Source organism: Martinezella miluonensis, from assembly GCF_900094545.1.
In the GTDB taxonomy this organism is placed as follows: Bacteria; Pseudomonadota; Alphaproteobacteria; order Rhizobiales; family Rhizobiaceae; genus Rhizobium; species Rhizobium miluonense.
In genome coordinates, this window is the sequence record NZ_FMAH01000015.1 from 72,872 (window position 1) to 89,400 (window position 16,529).

The window sequence follows — 16,529 nt, forward strand, 5'->3', positions numbered from 1 at the left end:
CTAAAAAAAATCCGGAATTTTCTAAAATACGGTCGCGCTGAAATGAGGCCATGTTCCCGATGGCAATCATTCGGTGCATTATGGACATTCAATTTCCGGGATTTGATATCTTTGCTCCGAAAATCCAGGTGGCATGGACTGCCCTGCAACAACGGTATGCCAGTCGCATAACCGATGCGGAGCTTGATTACCTATTTGCCTGCCTTGTCCTTGGTTTGACCTCCCCGGCATATGCAGACGGCGATCCCTTGCTCCATTTCGAAGTCTGCCGAGCCCTTGTGGGGACAAAGCTTCCGCCCGATCGGGCCGATGCTGCATTGCATGCCGTCCCAACTCTGTCGCAGCCGTGGGTCGAAAGTGTCCGCGAGCAGCTCGAAAGCCAAGCCGCCAAGATGGGGCGCGCGCTTCAAGAAATGCATGATTTAAACGACGACTCGGCCGCCGATGCGGGTCCAAGCGAGCCTGGCCGTCCAGCCGACAGCGAGGAGAAAGCAGCATGAAGGAATGCGTTGGGGAGCATTTGCAGGTCGAGTCTCGTATCGGATTTGCTCGAAGCTGGGTTTCAGGTGGTGGTGACGACCGCCTGGTTCGCCGGCGGCTGATGGCGGTGCTGCGGATGGCGTCTCGCGTGCTCGGCTTCAAGCGGAGCCGTCTGGGGCACGGGATGCTGGGTGTTGGTGGAGCGGTGGCACTGGGTGCGATCGCATTCGGGGGCATCGCCACACCGGCTCTGGCGCAGTATGCCGTCGGCGGCGGAACAGCGACAGGTGGCAACTCCGTCGCCATCGGTAACGCTGCTAAAGCGAATAACCCGAACAGTATAGCGTTGGGCACCTCCAATAGCGCAACGGGCGATGCTTCGATCGCCATCGGCTACTCGATGGGTGTCAATGGCCTCAACGCCATAGGCATGGGTGTCTTCGCGAACGCGACCGGCGTCAATGCCCTTGCCGTGGGCGGGAACGCCCGCGCACTGGCGGATGGGGCTTCCGCCTTTGGTGTCAATACCACCGCAAACGGGGCGAACGCCGTCGCCCTCGGCTCGACGGCCAGCGCTTCCGGCGGCGCCTCGGTGGCGATTGGATTGTCCTCCAACGCCTCATCGTCAAACGGTGCCGCCATTGCCATGGGTGTCGGCTCCAAGGCTAACGCTGGAACAGGCGGCGGCTCTCCGATTGCCATCGGTACGAATGCCAATGCAAGCGGCACCGCTCCTTCCGGCTTCACGTTCGAGTCTGTTGCGTTAGGCTCCGCTGCGACGGCCACGGGAGCATGGGCGAATGCGGTTGGTTCGAGTTCATCTGCGACGGGGACTGGAGCCAGTGCCTTCGGCACGTCGGCGACCGCGTCGGCCAACCAGTCCACCGCAGTCGGAAATGGGGCGACTGCTTCCGGCTTGAGAGGCTCGGCAATGGGTTATCTCGCCACCGCTTCGAACACCGATTCAATCGCCCTCGGCACGTCGGCTGCTGCATCGGGGACTAACTCGCTCGCCATCGGCCCGACTACCGTTGCGTCGGGAGCTTTCGGAGTTGCCTTGGGTAACCAAGCGCAAGCGCTCGCCGCCGGTGGAGGCGTCGCTATAGGTTCGGGCGCTATCGTTGCCAGCACAGCGACCTCCGGCCTCGCGCTCGGCAATAATGCGAATTCAAGTGGTGTTCTTTCGGTTGCCGCGGGCGCCGGTGCCAGCGCCAGCGGCGCCAATTCCACTGCCACAGGACGCCAGGCCGTTGCCAGCGGCATAAACGCCGCCTCGTACGGATCTGGAACGAAGGCGACGGGAGACAATTCTCTCGCTGCCGGCGTCAGCGCCAACGCCGGCGGAGCCGGCAGTACCGCGCTCGGCATCGGCACCGTAGCTAGCGGAGACACCTCGGCGGCTGTAGGCTTCCAGGCCAGCGCGACGGCCACCGGCGCCACGGCCGTGGGACGTGATTCCGGTGCCAGCGGAATCAACGGTACCGCTCTCGGCCGCGGTGCGCGAACCAGCGGACAGAATGGCGTCGCTGTCGGCGCTGGAACGAGCGCGTCCGGGTTAAACTCCGTCTATGTCGGTCAGACTAGTTTTGCAACGAGCGCCAGTGGACAGAGCGCCATCGCCGTCGGCACGGATGTGACGGCGTCCGCTGATGACACCATTGCGATGGGACGCGAAAGCGGGGCGACTGCAACCAACGCCATCGCGGTCGGTCTCCAGTCCGTCGCGGATTCCGCCGACGCTGTCGCTATCGGCACTGGCGCGACCGCAACCGGTGGTAAGGCTGTCGCCATCGGCGCCGGCAACGTCGCTTACGGCGACGGCGCGGTCGCCATCGGTGATCCCAGCTATGCCAGCGGCACGGGTGCCTTCACCGGCGGCGCCAATAACATCGCCAACAGCGACGGCACGGCTAGCGCCACCGCCGCCAACCAGGCCAATGGCGCAGTTGCCATCGGCAACGGCAATGTCGCCATCGGTCAAGGCTCGGTCGCGATCGGCAACACGAGCCGCGCCGGCGCGGCCGGAGCGCTTGCCTTTGGCGACGCGGCCACGGCAAACAACGCTCGCGACGTGGCGCTTGGTTCGGGCTCGGTGACCGCAGCAGCGGTCGGCACGCCCAATGCGGTGATCAACGGCACGACCTACGCCTTCCAGGGCACCACTCCGATCTCGACGGTCAGCGTCGGCGCTGTCGGCGTCGAGCGCACCATCACCAATGTCGCTGCGGGACGCATCAACGGGTCCTCGACGGATGCGGTCAACGGCTCGCAGCTCTTTGCCACCAACCAGGCGGTCGATGCCATCGGCACCACGCTCAACAACATCAACGTCGGCGGCGGCATCAAGTATTTCCATGCCAACTCGACACTGGCGGACTCGTCGGCGACGGGTACGGACTCGGTCGCGATCGGACCCGTCTCGACCGCGGCGGGGACGAACGCCATTGCGGCCGGCACCAACTCGAGCGCCTCCGGCGCCAACGCCTCGGCCATCGGCAACGGCGCGGTAGCATCGGCCCTCGACGCAACGGCCTTTGGATACATATCCAAGGCTTCGGGCCAATTCAGCACCGCCGTCGGACCCAATGCCAATGCTACAGCCACCTCCAGCACCGCGATCGGCCAGAACGCGTTTGCAACCGGCGTTCAGGCGACCGCTCTTGGCGTAGGAGCGAATGCCGGCGCTTCGAATGCGCTCTCGCTGGGCGCTCTTTCCGCCGCCGGCAACGCTGGTGACGTGGCGCTCGGCTCAAGCTCGGTGACCGCGGTCGCCGTCGGCACGCCAAGTGTGGTGATCAACGGCACGACCTACGCCTTCCAGGGCACCAATCCGACCTCGACGGTCAGCGTCGGCGCAGTCGGCGCCGAGCGCACCATCACCAATGTCGCTGCGGGACGGATCAACGGGTCCTCGACGGATGCGATCAACGGCTCGCAGCTCTTTGCCACCAACCAGGCGGTCAATGCCATCGGCACCACGGTTACGACGATCGGCGGGCAGGTCACGCAGAACACGGCCGACATCACCAATCTCGGCAATACCATCAACAATATCGCCGGCGACACATCGACGGCCTACACCGACGCAAACGGTAAGGGCATCCGATATGTGCGCACCAACGACAGGACCCTTGCCGTCAGCGATTCCTCAGCTCAAGGGATCGGTTCCACCGCCGTCGGTTACAATGCCACTTCCGTTGCCGACAACTCGCTTGCGCTTGGAAGAAATAGCAATGCGGCCATTGTCGGTGGGGTGGCTCTTGGCTCGGGATCGATCTCCGATCGCCCTCTGGCCCCGGCGTTCGGCCAGATAGCCGCAGGCCCGACGGGCTTCATCCAGTACAATACGACGGATAAAAACCTGCTGGGCGCTGTATCTGTGGGTTCAAGCACATCCTACCGGCAGATCACCAATGTCGCCGATGGCACAAACACGCAGGATGCCGTCACGGTTCGGCAGCTCCAGGGCGCCATCGCCTCGGTAGCTGCGACACCGGGCAAGTACTTCCATGCAAACTCCATCGCCGGAGATTCCCTTGCCGTCGGCGCCGAGTCGGTGGCGGTGGGCCCGACGACGGTGGTCAACGGTGACAACGGCATCGGCATCGGCAATGGCGCGATCGTCGATCAGATCGCTCCCGGCGGTACGGCAATCGGTCAGAACGCCCACGTCATGCTGGCTGACGGCGTTGCGCTCGGTACAAACTCGGTTGCTGCGGGCATCCAATCGGTCGCACTCGGCGCCGGCGCGCAAAGCAATAATATCAACAGCGTCGCGCTCGGCGCGCAATCCATAACCTCCGTGGGCGCGCAGACCAACTACACCGCCTTCGCCCTTACGGGCCTGCAAAACTCGGTCGGCGAAGTGTCGATCGGCTCGGCTGGATCAGAACGCAAGTTGACCAATGTCGCAGCCGGTTCGGCTGGCACCGACGCCGTAAACGTCAACCAGCTCAGGGGTCTCGGCACCAATATCACCAGCTTGATCGGGGGCAATACGACGGTGAACCCCGATGGCTCGATCACCGGTCCCACCTACAACATCCAGGGCAACAACTATTCGACGGTCTACGATGCCTTCGGCGCAGTCAACAACACGCTGACCAACATCAACAATGGCGGCGGCATCAAATATTTCCATGCCAATTCGACGCTGGCCGATTCCGCAGCAAGCGGCACCGACAGTGTTGCGATTGGGCCTCAGAGCGTAGCCAGTGGAACGAACAGCCTGGCCGCCGGCAACGGAGCCGCGGCCGCAGGGCCGAGTGCGGTTGCTCTCGGCCAAGGGGCACGGGCAAACAATGCCAATGACGTGGCGTTAGGCTCTGGTTCGGTAACGCAGGCTGCTGTCGGTACGGCCGGAACCACCATTCAGGGCAAGAACTATGCCTTTGCCGGCACCACGCCTGTCGGAACGGTGAGTGTGGGTGCCGCAGGGGCGGAGAGAACCATCACGAATGTCGCTGCCGGCCGCATTTCCGCCGACAGCACCGATGCCATCAACGGCTCGCAGCTTTATGCGACCAACTCGGCGATTGGGGATCTGCAGACGGGGGTCGGAACGATTACCAAGAACGCCGTCACCTATGACCTCAATCCAGATGGCAGCACGAAGAACAGCATCACGCTGCAGGGCGGTGACGTCAATGCGCCGGTGGTGATCTCCAACGTTGGCAGGGGCGTTGCCGCCACGGATGCGGTGAATGTCGCTCAATTGGGCGACAGCGTTACCCAGGTCAAATCGTATACGGACAACGCTGTCGCCAACACGCTGACTGCGGCCAATAATTATACGGACCAGAAATTCGGGCAACTGAACCAGCAACTCGGAGACATACGTTCCGAGGCAAGACAGGCGGCCGCGATAGGGCTTGCGGCGGCATCGCTTCGCTATGATGACCGTCCCGGCAAGCTGAGCGTGGCCGTCGGCGGCGGCGTGTGGCGGGGCGAGGGCGCCTTGGCATTCGGCGCCGGTTACACCAGCGAAGACGGGCGAATGCGCGGCAACTTGTCGGGCACGGCCGCCGGCGGCCAGGTGGGCGTCGGCGCTGGCCTCAGCTTTACCTTGAATTGAGCCCGTCATGCTTAAAGGAGCGCTTTTCGGCGTCCCGGCTTTCATGGCGTGCATGTTCCTGTTCGGCCCGTTTGCGGCTGGGCAGGAGGCTGTCCTCGAAAACTATCGCATAAAGCCCTCTGAGGTTGTGGTTCCCCCGGAGCTGAAGCCCGGCGATTATCAGAGGATCATTCGCCCGTTCGAAAACTGGACCTTGATCTGCGACGAAAACCTGAAGAGCCGCCAGCGGGTTTGCAACGTCACCCAGATCATCGAGAACGGCGTGGGACAAATTGCATTCAGCTGGTCGCTTGCCGCAACCAAAAAAGGCGAGCCCTACATGATCTTGCGGACCGCCCCGGTTGCCAAGAGCGACGGTCGTATCTCGCTCCAATTCGAGGGGCGCAAGGAGCCCATACAAGTCAAGCTCGATGGGTGCAGCCAAACGGTCTGCGTCGGCATGCTCCCGATCGGACCGATGATGCGCGAGCAGATTTCGAAGAGCACCGCGCCGGCGATCTCCTATCCAACGGCGGATGGAAGGACGATCAGCGTGACGGCAAACCTCAAGGGCCTTTCCACCGCCGTTAAGGCGATAAAGTGACGGATGGATTTTCAATGACCCAGCAATCAATCCACGAGCGCATCATGTCCCGGAACAGAAACGACGCCGCAATTCAGAACTTGGTCAACGATCAGACGAAGCCGCGGCGGAAATGGCGGAAGGCGACCTTTCTCTCGCTCCTTGCAATTGCAATCGCCGGCGCTGCGGGCTACGCCGTTGCCAGATACGATTTGATCGGGAACCTGCTGCCGCAACCGGCTGTCGCCGCGGCGAACGACGCAAATCCAGCACTGCCAGACACGCCGTTTCTGCAGCATGCCAAACAGGCCGGCCTGCAATCCTGTTCGACCGTCTTCCCGGTTCTTGGGCAGTTGCTGACAAATGGCACTCAATACAATGTCCAATCGATCTGGAACAACGAGGCGGCCGACAAGCATGCGGTGCAGGCGCTTGTCGGTATGAACTATGCCACGCAGGGCTACAGCGGTCCGGCTGCCGGCATCGTATTCGCCGCGCCGATCGCATCCGGCTGTGAAGGTGCAATGGTTCGCGTGGCACCGTTTACAGGCTCCTGCCCGGAAGTTTCGGCCAAGTTTCCGAACGGAAGCAAGCTCGTCAACAATCTCGGGCAGATCGGTGTCTACGAACTCGGCAATGACGGGGGGGATGCCATGCTTCTGCCGAGTGGAAACGGTTGCGTCGTCATTTCCGTCGCTTCGGCAGCAGGTAAACAAGGGGGCTCAAAATGAGATTGAGATATGTCGTTGCGGCGATCGGCATGCTGTTTGTCTCTACCGGTCAATTGGCGGCAGCTGATCTCTTTACGGCCGAGCAGCCGCCAGCTCCGCCGCCGGAGGAACGAGGCATATGGGCGGCCATCGCCTATTCCACGCCCGATGAAAAATACGGTTTCTTCTGGGGCGCCGACAAACGGCAGGAAGCCATGGATATCGCGCTCAAGCATTGTAAGCGGGACAAGGGTAGCAACTGCGTCGTAGTCAGCATATTCCGCAATCATCGACACTGGGATGACGATGACAAGACCGGCTTTCCATACGATCATTGCGGTGTCCTTGCCATCGGCAAAGAAAAGCGCAATCCAGTCACGCCGTGGAGCGCGAATTCGGCACCGACGCGCCGCGAAGCTGAAGATCTTGCGCTTAAGGCATGCGAGCGCTCGGGCTCTCGCTGCACCGTCCGGGAGTGGGTTTGTACGTGACCTATCCTGGCCATGAGCACGGGAGTTCGCGACGACAGCGGTCATCACCCACTTTTTAGCCCTTCGCCTCAGCTTCTTGCGGAACCGACCTTGGAAGGTCGCATTTCAAATTGAGAGATCTTATCCCTTGTCAATTTCGACATTCATTTCACATCGGACAATCGACCGTGTATCATGTGCGATACTCGCCTTTGCGTGTGCGAGCTTTGCTATGATGCCTGCACCTGCAGCTTTTGCCCAATCTGCTCTGCCAAACGGCGCATCAAGCTTACAGGAGACCTATCAAGACTGGCGGGTTGCGTGCAGTCAACGCGACAAGGCGGCCGTATGTGCCATTTCCCAAGATCAAACCCAGCAAAATGGTCAGAGGCTGCTTGCCGTCGAGATCCAGAAACGTCCTGATGGCGGCGCGCTCGCATCGCTACTGCTGCCGTTCGGAATTCTCCTCGACTCGGGTGTCACGCCAAATATCGATGATCAGCCGCCTTTGAAGTCAGTCCGGTTTCGCACCTGTTTGCCTAACGGCTGCATCGCCTTGCTTCCGTTCGATGCCGCGACACTTGGCAAATTACGAACCGGCTCGCGCTTGAATCTCAAAGTTATTGCCGATGATGGCAACGCACTTGGCTTCCAGGTGTCGCTACAAGGCCTTTCCGCCGCTGTCGATCGCGTCGCCGCCTTGGGCGTCCATTAAGACGGCGATGCCGCGCTCGAGCAGCAGCACTTTGACTTCACGCAGGTACTAATTGAACCTGAAATAGAACCAGACGGCACGCGCTACGATCTCGATTGGAAACCGATGGTTCCTGTAAGTCAGGGCTGCCTCCGAGCCCGTCGCGCAGACGCATTCGCTAATGCATGCTCGATTTCGAACGCTTGTCTTGCCTCCATCATCCATAATGCGCTGTGACGACGCTGTTGTCGTCTCTGTCCGACGAAACGGGCGCATTGACCATCGCGGTCGCTAGCCGGCGGAAGTTGATGATCCCGACGGTTTGGCCTGTGGAAGATACGACCGCTGCATCCCCGTCGGGAGCGGAGGCGAGCATGCGAACGGCATCTTCGATCGTAGAGCCGGCTGCGATCGTCGTCTGAGGCAATGGCCCACCGGCATGCCAGGGCTCCATGATGGCCTCGACCTGTACGACGCGCCCTCTGTTCACCTCCTTGACGAAGTTTGCGATGTAGTCGTCGGCAGGCCGCAGGACGATGTCCTGGCTAGTTCCCTGCTGGATGACCTCGCCATCGCGCAGGATCGCGATCTGGTCTCCCAAACGCAGCGCTTCGTCGAGATCGTGCGTGATGAACACGATCGTCTTTTTGATTTCCTTCTGGATGTCGAGGAGAACGGATTGCATGTCCATTCTGATGAGAGGGTCCAGCGCAGAATAGGCCTCGTCCATGAGCAGAACAGGGGCGTCATTGGAAAGGGCGCGTGCCAGCCCGACACGTTGCTGCATGCCGCCCGAAAGCTGATTGGGGTAGCGTTGTTCGAATCCCTTCAAGCCCACGCGCTCCAGCCATCTCATGGCGACATCAACGGCCTTGCCGCGCTGCATGCCCTGGACCTCGAGGCCGAATACGGTGTTGTCGAGTACGTTGCGATGGGGAAGAAGCGCAAACTTCTGGAACACCATCGCCGTCTGATGCCGGCGGAAGCTGCGAAGTTCGGTATTGTTCATCTTCACGACATCGACGCCGTCGACAAGAACCTCTCCGGCCGTCGGATCTATCAGCCGGTTAATATGTCGAATGAGCGTCGACTTGCCCGAGCCCGAGAGCCCCATGATGACCTGAATGCAGCCGGACGGGATCTCGATGTTGATGTCCCTCAACCCAAGCACATGTCCGTGAACCCGATTGAGCTCGACTTTGGTCATGCCTTTTTTAACCGTCTCGACATGGCCGGCAGGATTTGGGCCGAAGATCTTGTAGAGATTGCGGATTTTGATGCCGCCAAACTTTTGATCAGCCATGGACGGTCTCCCGATGCTTCTGGAGCCTCTTGCCATAAGCCTGGCTTACCCGGTCGAAGATGATGGCAATGCCGACAATGGCAAGGCCGTTGAAGATTCCCAGCGTGAAATATTGGTTTGCAATGGCCTTGAGTACGGGCTGGCCAAGTCCTTGAACGCCGATCATCGACGCAACGACGACCATCGCCAGGGCCATCATGATCGTTTGATTGATGCCGGCCATGATCGTCGGCAAGGCAAGCGGCAATTGGACCTTGAAGAGCTTCTGGGCATGCGATGTGCCAAAGGCATCGGCCGCCTCCAGAACATCTCTGTCCACGAGGCGGATCCCCAGATCGGTCAGTCGGATCATCGGAGGTATCGCATAGATGACGACGGCAATGAGGCCAGGCACCTTTCCGATCCCGAGCAGCATGACGACGGGAATGAGATAGACGAAGCTCGGCATGGTCTGCATGACGTCGAGGATCGGGTTGATGATGCGCTGGATCCGGTCCGAACGGGACATGACGATGCCGATCGGCAGGCCGATGGCGATCGACAGCAGGGTACAGACGAAGATCATGGAGACTGTGCGCATCGTGTCTTCCCACATATCGAAATAGCCGATCAGCAGGAGGGTCACGAGACAGCCGAGTACGATCTTGAGACTGCGGCTCGCCAACCAGGCGATGACCATGATCAGCAGGATGATAATGGGCCAGGGCGTCTGCGTCATGAAGCGCTCGGACGCGATCAGGAAATGCTGGAGGGGAGCAAACAAGCCCTCGATCTGATCGCCGTAGGCGCGGGTGAAGGCACGAAATCCGTCGTCGATGGCCTTTTTGAGGTTCCGAAGCGCGTCGTCATTCATGTGCGGAAATTTGTAAAACCAGTCCATTCGGTTCCCCTTTTCTTGAAAGAAGCCGTGCCAGTCTTTTTGATTTTTCGGCAGGCGGTCTGCGGTGCGCTCAAGGCGCACCGCAGATGAGCAACATCAAAGAGCCGCTTCGATCTTCTTGGCGGCATCCGGAGAAACCCACTTCGTCCAGATGTCCTTGTTTTCCTTCAGGAAGTGTTTGGCACCATCTTCGCCGCTTGCCTGGTTGTCCGTCATCCAGGCCATCAGCTTGTTGACGGTGCCGTTGTCCCAGGCACGCTTCTTGAGATAATCCATGACTTCCGGACTGACCTTCTGGGAGAAGGTCTTGGCAACAAGCGTGACGACATGGTCGGTCGGCCAGGCATTTGGCTTCGGATCGGGGCAATCCGCCACGGTGTTGCAGCGCTTCCACTCCGCCGCATCGCTCGACACGCCCGCCTCGAGCTTCACCATCTGGTACTTGCCAAGCAAGGCCGTTGGCGCCCAGTAGTAGCCGACCCAGCCTGCTTTGCGTTCATATGCTTTTGCAATCGAACCATCGAGGCCGGCGGCAGAGCCGGTATCGACGAGCGTGAAGCCCGCCTTTTCCGCATTAAAAGCCTTGTAGAGCTGCGATGTCACGACTGTGCCGCCCCAGCCCTGAGGGCCGTTGTAGACGGCACCCTTCTTTGAGTCTTCTGGATCTGGAAATAGTTCGGGATGTTTCAGCATATCCGGAATGGTCTTGATGTCCGGATGCGCGTCGGCAACGTATTTCGGGATCCACCATCCCTGCACGCCTCCGTCCGGAAGAGAGGTACCGGCGATGACGAGACGGCCTTCCTCCGTGCCCTTCTTCACGACATCTGGCAGCAGGTCGATCCAAGCTTCCGGCGCGATATCAGGCTGGCCCTTCTCAGCCATGGAGGTGATCGTAGGGACGGTGTCACCGACAGTGATTTCCGCGTCGCATCCATAGCCGGTGTTCAGAATGATCTTGTCGAGGTTGGAGAGCACTTCCGCGCTTTGCCAGTTCATGCTTGCGATGGTGACGCTGCCGCATTCGGCAGCGTTCGCAAGGGAGGCTCCGCCCACCAGCCCAAACATCATGCAGGTCGATGCCAATAGCTTTTTCATTTTCGTTCCCTTTGTTTAGCGGCCTATCTTTTTGGGGGAGCGGGCCGCCGCAAAACCCACTCAAACGCTGATCAGGGAGCCTTTCCCATGCTCACCGATTTAATGAACGCCGCAGAAAGCCCCTTGTGCACTGCGGCATCGAATCCGGACGCGCGCATTTCATTGATCGCCGCCGCCGTCGTGCCGCGATAATCGAGAAACGTGCGAACAATATCGCCAGGACGCTCCTGACGTCGTTCCAGCAGGCGGCCAGCGCCGATCAACACCGTGGAGACGGCACGCTCAGCAACATCGCGGGTAAGTCCATGATCGACCGCATGGTCCATCATGGCGGCGGCGAGCAGAGCAGGAAAGGCCGGCCCCGAACCCGTAAGGCCCGTCAGATAGTCGATGTCATGCTCGCTTGCGACTTCATCCTGAACCCCGCTGGCGTTGAAAATTTGACGTATGACCGCACGATCCGGCTCAAGAACATGGTTTGAGGCGATCCAAGGCGTATAGGAGCAAGAGACTTCCGCCGCCGCATTCGGAAGTGCGCGAACGACCCGCTCGGTCTTGTGTTGAGCGCTCAATGCCGCGAGGCGAATTCCGGCCATGACGGAAACGACGAGCTTGCCAGACGCATCGATCGAAACGGCCGGCCAGTCCTGCGGTCGGACGGAGAGAATAATCACGTCCGCTCGATCGGCGAGCTCCTGGTTGTCTGTCGTCCAGAATGAGTCCGGAAAGCGCCCACTTCGTTCTCGTCGGTAAGACAGCGACAGGTTTTGGGGTGCGATGATGCCAGCCTCGAGGATTGAGGTGGCGATTGCTCCGCCGAGCCATCCGGCTCCACCGACTATGCCAATCCTCAGCGAACCGCTCATGCCATCACTCCCACTAGTCCGGCTTGTATCCATGCCTTGCGTAAAAGCGATCAAGTTCGCGCTGCTGCGGAGCTTGGCCGGTGTAGATCGCGATGTATTCCGGGATGCGCTTCATGCGCAGCGCAATGTTTTCCTTCGACTGCATCGAGATGTATCCGATCTGAACCAGATAGGTCGTGCGCGCCCGGACATCGGCGGTGATTTCCGAGTTACCGAAGCGCATGAACATTCGGGCAAGCGCCTCTAGGCGCACCTTGTCGGCGTCTTGAACTTCGTTGAGGATCTCTGCCGACTGAAGAGCCCAGCTTCGAATTGCGAACTCGAATTTGCTGTCGAACAGTTTTTCGTCGAGCCAGCAGTCGAAAACGTTAAACATCGCCTCTGCCAGGGTTTCGGCATATGCTTCCGATTGCTTGACGATGCCGCCCGTATTCTTGTCACGCCAGCGCGCAACCAGTCCCGCCAGCAGCTCCTCGCGGTCCTTGAAAAACCAATAGAAGCTGGTGCGGGAAAGATTGAGTTTCTTTGCGAGCGGAAGAATCTTCACCGAATCCACGCCGGATTCCAGGAGGGATTCATAGGCTGCCTCGAGCCACCCTTCCTGCGATCCACGCCAGCCGCTGTCATTCAGTGTTTGGTCCATATGCCATCTCCTAGCAAATTCCCGGGGTCCATACAACAAAAATGTACACACATGTCATGAGGATTGACTTTGCTGTTTTCTGGATTGACACAAGTGTACATTATGCATAGCGTCATGGTCTGCATACCTAATCTGGAGCCCGGCACATGTCGAACGATCCTCTCCTTCAGCCTTTTCAACTCAAGCATCTGACGCTGCGAAACCGCATCATCGTCACCTCCCATGAACCGGCCTATCCGGAAGATGGAATGCCGAAGGAGCGGTATCGGGCCTATACGGTGGAGAGAGCGAAAGGCGGCGTGGCGCTGACGATGACGGCGGGATCGGCCGCCGTCTCGCGCGATAGTCCGCCTGTCTTCAACAATCTGCTCGCCTACAAGGACGAGATCGTTCCATGGATTCGGGAGATGACGGACGCCGTCCACGAGCAGGGCGCGGCGATCATGATCCAGCTCACCCATCTCGGGCGCCGCACGCGTTGGGACAAGGGCGATTGGCTCCCGGTCGTGGCCCCATCGCACCAGCGGGAAGCGGCGCACCGCGCATTTCCGAAGAAACTCGAAGATTGGGATATCGAGCGCATCATCAAGGATTTCGCCGATGCTGCCGAGCGCATGAAGGCCGGCGGCATGGATGGCGTGGAACTGGAGGCCTATGGCCATCTGATCGATCAGTTCGCCTCGCCGCTCACCAACGAACTCGATGGTCCCTATGGTGGCTCGCTTGAGAACCGCATGCGCTTCTGTCTGGATGTTTTCAGGGCGATACGAAAACGAGTGGGCGACGACTTCATCCTGGGCGTTCGCTATACAGCCGACGAGCGTCTTCCCGGCGGAACCGATAAGGCCGACGGCATAGCGATTTCGAAATTGCTCAAGGAAAGCGGTCTCATTGACTATCTGAACGTCATCCGTGGACACATCGACACGGACCCAGGCTTGACGGACGTCATTCCAATTCAGGGCATGGCGAACTCACCGCATCTCGATTTCGCGGGCGAAATCCGCGCGGCGACGAACTTCCCGACATTCCACGCCGCCAAGATCCCGGACGTCGCCACCGCTCGCCACGCCATAGCCGCCGGCAAGGTCGACATGGTCGGAATGACCCGCGCGCATATGACGGATCCGCATATCGTGCGGAAGATCATGGAAAAGCGCGAGGACGACATTCGGCCATGCGTTGGCGCAAATTACTGTCTTGACCGCATCTATCAGGGCGGCTTGGCGTTCTGTATCCACAATGCCGCCACCGGTCGAGAGCAGACCATGCCTCACGTGGTCGCAAAGGCAGAGACCCGCAGGAAGATTGTCGTCGTCGGCGCCGGGCCGGCTGGCCTTGAAGCAGCCCGCGTTGCGGCCGAGCGTGGCCACGATGTCGTGGTCTTTGAGGCGGCCAACAATCCGGGCGGCCAGATCCGATTGACCGCGCAGAGCGAACGTCGGCGAGAGATGATCAGCATCATCGATTGGCGCATGAGCCAGTGCGAAAAGCGCGGCGTGACCTTTCACTTCAACACCTGGGCTGATGCCGAGACCGTGATGGCTCAGAGTCCGGACGTCGTTATCATCGCGACCGGCGGCCTACCGCACACCGACGTGCTGTCGAAGGGCAATGAGCTCGTCGTTTCCTCCTGGGATATCATCTCCGGCGATGTGAAACCCGGCACAAACGTTCTCATCTTTGACGATGCCGGCGACCATGCAGGGCTGCAGGCGGCCGAGTTCATTGCCAAAGCCGGCGCAAAAGTCGAAATCATGACGCCTGACCGATCATTCGCGCCGGAAGTCATGGCGATGAACCTCGTGCCCTATATGCGCTCATTGCAGAAGCTCGACGCCACCTTCACGGTGACGTTCCGGCTGGAATCGGCCGAAAAGCAGGGCAATCAGATCATCGCCAATGTCGGCAGCGACTATGGCGGGGTCGCCAAGCAGCGTGTCGTCGACCAGATCGTCGTGAACCATGGCACCATTCCGCTCGACGAACTCTATTTCGAACTGAAGCCTCTATCGAGGAACCTGGGGGAAACCTCGTACGATCAGCTTTTGGCGGGCGAGCCTCAATCGGTCACGCGCAATGCCGAGGGCAAGTTCCAGCTGTTCAGGATTGGAGACGCCGTGGCAGCCCGCAATACGCATGCCGCGATCTACGACGGCCTTCGGATCGCAAAGGACCTCTGACACCCGAAGGCCAATTGCCCACCGCCCGGATCATGGGGGATCAGCAGATGGCAGAACGCAACGGTCAGCTACAGCTCTTTGTCGATGCGGCATTCGCAGCATTCGACCATTGTGCAAGCGATGCCGAGGCTCGCCGGTCGGTCCTGCAGATATTCTCAAGGCTTCAGACGCCTGGGGAACAGAGGCAAGGCGAGGGAGGCCAGCTCCCTGCTTGTTTGCACCTGTCAACGGCACTTGCAATCGAAACCGGCTCCGATCAGCTGCGGCAAATGATAACCCGATTTCAGGCCATGGAACCGCGATTGATATGGCGACGCCGCGAGAATTCTTCCGGCACGTCGAGCGGGAACTTCGAAGAAGGCCATGCCAACGCGATGATCATCGGTCCGGGCGGACTGGAGGAGCGCTCCGATGTCTGGATTGGCGTTACCCTCATGGCGCCAGGAGTACGCTATCCCTATCATGATCATGCACCGGAGGAAGTCTATCTGGTTTTGTCGGAAGGCGAATTCCAACATGGGACTTCCCAATGGTTCAGTCCCGGTGTTGGCGGATCCTTCTATAATCCGCCCGGCATCAAACATGCCATGCGATCCGTAGACACACCGCTTTTTGCGTTCTGGGCGCTTCTGGCCGATCGGACGCCTATGGAAAGGGAATTCGGATCGACGCAAGAGCAGCCGTAGCGGTGCAAGCCGGCAGGCTGCTTGGATACGGCGTTGGAGCATTCCGAGTATCCGCTAGCGCGCATAGGGCGCCGGCGGCAGCAAGCGCCGTTCGCGGTCGTTGAGTGGCAAAGGCAGTAAGCGAAAATGCCCGGTTCTGTGGTAGCTTTGGGATGTACTAGGCTCTCCGAATGTTCCCGAAGTTTTCCGCGGGAGGACGACCTTTATGGGCGTGCCGAAGGGTCTGCAGAATGAGTGCAGCTTGGCCGGGACATTCTGCTCCGGCCCGGAAGGGAAGGAGAAAGAACCATGAGTACTGTGACGATCCATCCGACGGTGGATTCCGGGTATCGGGCGACGGATGCCTCCTTTGCAGGAGGTACGCTCGTGTGCAATTGCACGACCAACGCCGTGAAGGTGAAAGTGAAGGGCGACATCGCCCATAATCACGCATGCGGATGCACGAAGTGCTGGAAGCCTGAAGGAGCAGTCTTCTCGGTCGTCGCCGTCGCGCCGTCGAGCGAGATCGAGGTTATCGAAAACGGCAACAAGCTTGCTGTTGTGGATCCCTCCGCGCTCATCCAGCGCCATGCATGCAAGGAGTGCGGCGTCCATATGTACGGGCCCGTCGAGCGTGAACATCCATTCCAGGGGCTGTCATTCATTCATCCCGAGCGCTTCCAGGAAAGGGGCTGGGCAGCGCCCGGCTTTGCAGCCTTCGTGTCTTCGATCATTGAAAGCGGCTATGAACCATCGAAGATGGAGGGCGTCCGTTCGCGGCTGAAAGAGCTCGGTCTCGAACCCTACGATTGCCTGTCTCCCGCCCTGATGGACTATATGGCCACCTGGACGGCGAAGAAAAACGGGGTGCTCGCAGCCTAAACGGCTCGTGGGAGTGCTT

14 protein-coding genes are annotated in these 16,529 nt (G+C 59.9%); 9 read left to right on the top strand and 5 right to left on the bottom strand.

The window, feature by feature from the left end; all coding sequences use genetic code 11:
- The first annotated feature begins 50 nt into the window (after nucleotides 1-50).
- The 6 genes from GA0061102_RS14495 to GA0061102_RS14520 all read left to right on the top strand — a co-directional run bounded on the left by GA0061102_RS14495 (nucleotide 51) and on the right by GA0061102_RS14520 (nucleotide 8,011).
- Nucleotides 51-500, top strand: coding sequence for a hypothetical protein (locus GA0061102_RS14495; RefSeq protein ID WP_092849145.1), 450 nt, complete (start codon nucleotides 51-53; stop codon nucleotides 498-500).
- Complete coding sequence (locus GA0061102_RS14500; RefSeq protein ID WP_092849148.1) at nucleotides 497-5,554, top strand: beta strand repeat-containing protein; 5,058 nt, start codon at nucleotides 497-499, stop codon at nucleotides 5,552-5,554. Before GA0061102_RS14495 ends, GA0061102_RS14500 begins: the two co-directional genes overlap by 4 nt.
- 7 nt (nucleotides 5,555-5,561) lie before the next feature.
- A complete protein-coding gene (locus tag GA0061102_RS14505; protein ID WP_092849155.1) occupies nucleotides 5,562-6,137 on the top strand; it encodes an invasion associated locus B family protein in 576 nt (191 codons plus the stop codon).
- Nucleotides 6,138-6,151: 14 nt separating this feature from the next.
- A complete protein-coding gene (locus tag GA0061102_RS14510; protein WP_092849158.1) occupies nucleotides 6,152-6,847 on the top strand; it encodes a hypothetical protein in 696 nt (231 codons plus the stop codon).
- Nucleotides 6,844-7,317, top strand: coding sequence for a DUF4189 domain-containing protein (locus GA0061102_RS14515; RefSeq protein WP_092849161.1), 474 nt, complete (start codon nucleotides 6,844-6,846; stop codon nucleotides 7,315-7,317). Before GA0061102_RS14510 ends, GA0061102_RS14515 begins: the two co-directional genes overlap by 4 nt.
- A gap of 211 nt (nucleotides 7,318-7,528) precedes the next feature.
- Complete coding sequence (locus GA0061102_RS14520; protein ID WP_167667989.1) at nucleotides 7,529-8,011, top strand: invasion associated locus B family protein; 483 nt, start codon at nucleotides 7,529-7,531, stop codon at nucleotides 8,009-8,011.
- Between the two features lie 196 nt (nucleotides 8,012-8,207).
- Here GA0061102_RS14520 and GA0061102_RS14525 read toward each other — a convergent pair whose 3' ends face one another.
- From GA0061102_RS14525 to GA0061102_RS14545, 5 genes are all read right to left on the bottom strand, one after another.
- The gene (locus GA0061102_RS14525) at nucleotides 8,208-9,293 is read right to left on the bottom strand and encodes a quaternary amine ABC transporter ATP-binding protein (protein WP_092849167.1); all 1,086 of its coding nucleotides are present in this window, start codon (nucleotides 9,291-9,293) and stop codon (nucleotides 8,208-8,210) included.
- Nucleotides 9,286-10,173, bottom strand: a complete 888-nt coding sequence (locus tag GA0061102_RS14530) for an ABC transporter permease (protein ID WP_092849174.1) — start codon at nucleotides 10,171-10,173, stop codon at nucleotides 9,286-9,288. The genes GA0061102_RS14525 and GA0061102_RS14530 overlap by 8 nt, the downstream gene beginning before the upstream one ends.
- 96 nt (nucleotides 10,174-10,269) lie before the next feature.
- Nucleotides 10,270-11,271, bottom strand: coding sequence for an ABC transporter substrate-binding protein (locus GA0061102_RS14535; RefSeq protein WP_092849184.1), 1,002 nt, complete (start codon nucleotides 11,269-11,271; stop codon nucleotides 10,270-10,272).
- Nucleotides 11,272-11,342: 71 nt separating this feature from the next.
- A complete protein-coding gene (locus tag GA0061102_RS14540; RefSeq protein ID WP_092849190.1) occupies nucleotides 11,343-12,137 on the bottom strand; it encodes a pyrroline-5-carboxylate reductase family protein in 795 nt (264 codons plus the stop codon).
- Between the two features lie 13 nt (nucleotides 12,138-12,150).
- Nucleotides 12,151-12,780, bottom strand: coding sequence for a TetR/AcrR family transcriptional regulator (locus tag GA0061102_RS14545; RefSeq protein ID WP_092849193.1), 630 nt, complete (start codon nucleotides 12,778-12,780; stop codon nucleotides 12,151-12,153).
- Between the two features lie 146 nt (nucleotides 12,781-12,926).
- Between GA0061102_RS14545 and GA0061102_RS14550 the strand changes: the two genes are divergently transcribed.
- The 3 genes from GA0061102_RS14550 (at nucleotide 12,927) to gfa (ending at nucleotide 16,510) form a co-directional block, all read left to right on the top strand.
- Nucleotides 12,927-14,963, top strand: a complete 2,037-nt coding sequence (locus GA0061102_RS14550; protein WP_092849200.1) for an NADH:flavin oxidoreductase — start codon at nucleotides 12,927-12,929, stop codon at nucleotides 14,961-14,963.
- Between the two features lie 47 nt (nucleotides 14,964-15,010).
- The gene (locus tag GA0061102_RS14555) at nucleotides 15,011-15,649 is read left to right on the top strand and encodes a dimethylsulfoniopropionate lyase (RefSeq protein ID WP_092849207.1); all 639 of its coding nucleotides are present in this window, start codon (nucleotides 15,011-15,013) and stop codon (nucleotides 15,647-15,649) included.
- A 288-nt stretch (nucleotides 15,650-15,937) separates the two neighbouring features.
- A complete protein-coding gene (gene gfa, locus GA0061102_RS14560) occupies nucleotides 15,938-16,510 on the top strand; it encodes an S-(hydroxymethyl)glutathione synthase (RefSeq protein ID WP_092849209.1) in 573 nt (190 codons plus the stop codon).
- The last annotated feature ends 19 nt before the right edge of the window (nucleotides 16,511-16,529 follow it).

What these genes read in the sequence shown, in the direction of transcription:
- GA0061102_RS14495 (WP_092849145.1), top strand. Translation starts at nt 51, where the DNA reads ATGTTCCCGATGGCAATCATTCGGTGCATTATGGACATTCAATTTCCG.
- GA0061102_RS14500 (WP_092849148.1), top strand. Translation starts at nt 497, where the DNA reads ATGAAGGAATGCGTTGGGGAGCATTTGCAGGTCGAGTCTCGTATCGGA.
- GA0061102_RS14505 (WP_092849155.1), top strand. Translation starts at nt 5,562, where the DNA reads ATGCTTAAAGGAGCGCTTTTCGGCGTCCCGGCTTTCATGGCGTGCATG.
- GA0061102_RS14510 (WP_092849158.1), top strand. Translation starts at nt 6,152, where the DNA reads ATGACCCAGCAATCAATCCACGAGCGCATCATGTCCCGGAACAGAAAC.
- GA0061102_RS14515 (WP_092849161.1), top strand. Translation starts at nt 6,844, where the DNA reads ATGAGATTGAGATATGTCGTTGCGGCGATCGGCATGCTGTTTGTCTCT.
- GA0061102_RS14520 (WP_167667989.1), top strand. Translation starts at nt 7,529, where the DNA reads ATGATGCCTGCACCTGCAGCTTTTGCCCAATCTGCTCTGCCAAACGGC.
- GA0061102_RS14525 (WP_092849167.1), bottom strand. Translation starts at nt 9,293, where the DNA reads ATGGCTGATCAAAAGTTTGGCGGCATCAAAATCCGCAATCTCTACAAG.
- GA0061102_RS14530 (WP_092849174.1), bottom strand. Translation starts at nt 10,173, where the DNA reads ATGGACTGGTTTTACAAATTTCCGCACATGAATGACGACGCGCTTCGG.
- GA0061102_RS14535 (WP_092849184.1), bottom strand. Translation starts at nt 11,271, where the DNA reads ATGAAAAAGCTATTGGCATCGACCTGCATGATGTTTGGGCTGGTGGGC.
- GA0061102_RS14540 (WP_092849190.1), bottom strand. Translation starts at nt 12,137, where the DNA reads ATGAGCGGTTCGCTGAGGATTGGCATAGTCGGTGGAGCCGGATGGCTC.
- GA0061102_RS14545 (WP_092849193.1), bottom strand. Translation starts at nt 12,780, where the DNA reads ATGGACCAAACACTGAATGACAGCGGCTGGCGTGGATCGCAGGAAGGG.
- GA0061102_RS14550 (WP_092849200.1), top strand. Translation starts at nt 12,927, where the DNA reads ATGTCGAACGATCCTCTCCTTCAGCCTTTTCAACTCAAGCATCTGACG.
- GA0061102_RS14555 (WP_092849207.1), top strand. Translation starts at nt 15,011, where the DNA reads ATGGCAGAACGCAACGGTCAGCTACAGCTCTTTGTCGATGCGGCATTC.
- gfa (WP_092849209.1), top strand. Translation starts at nt 15,938, where the DNA reads ATGAGTACTGTGACGATCCATCCGACGGTGGATTCCGGGTATCGGGCG.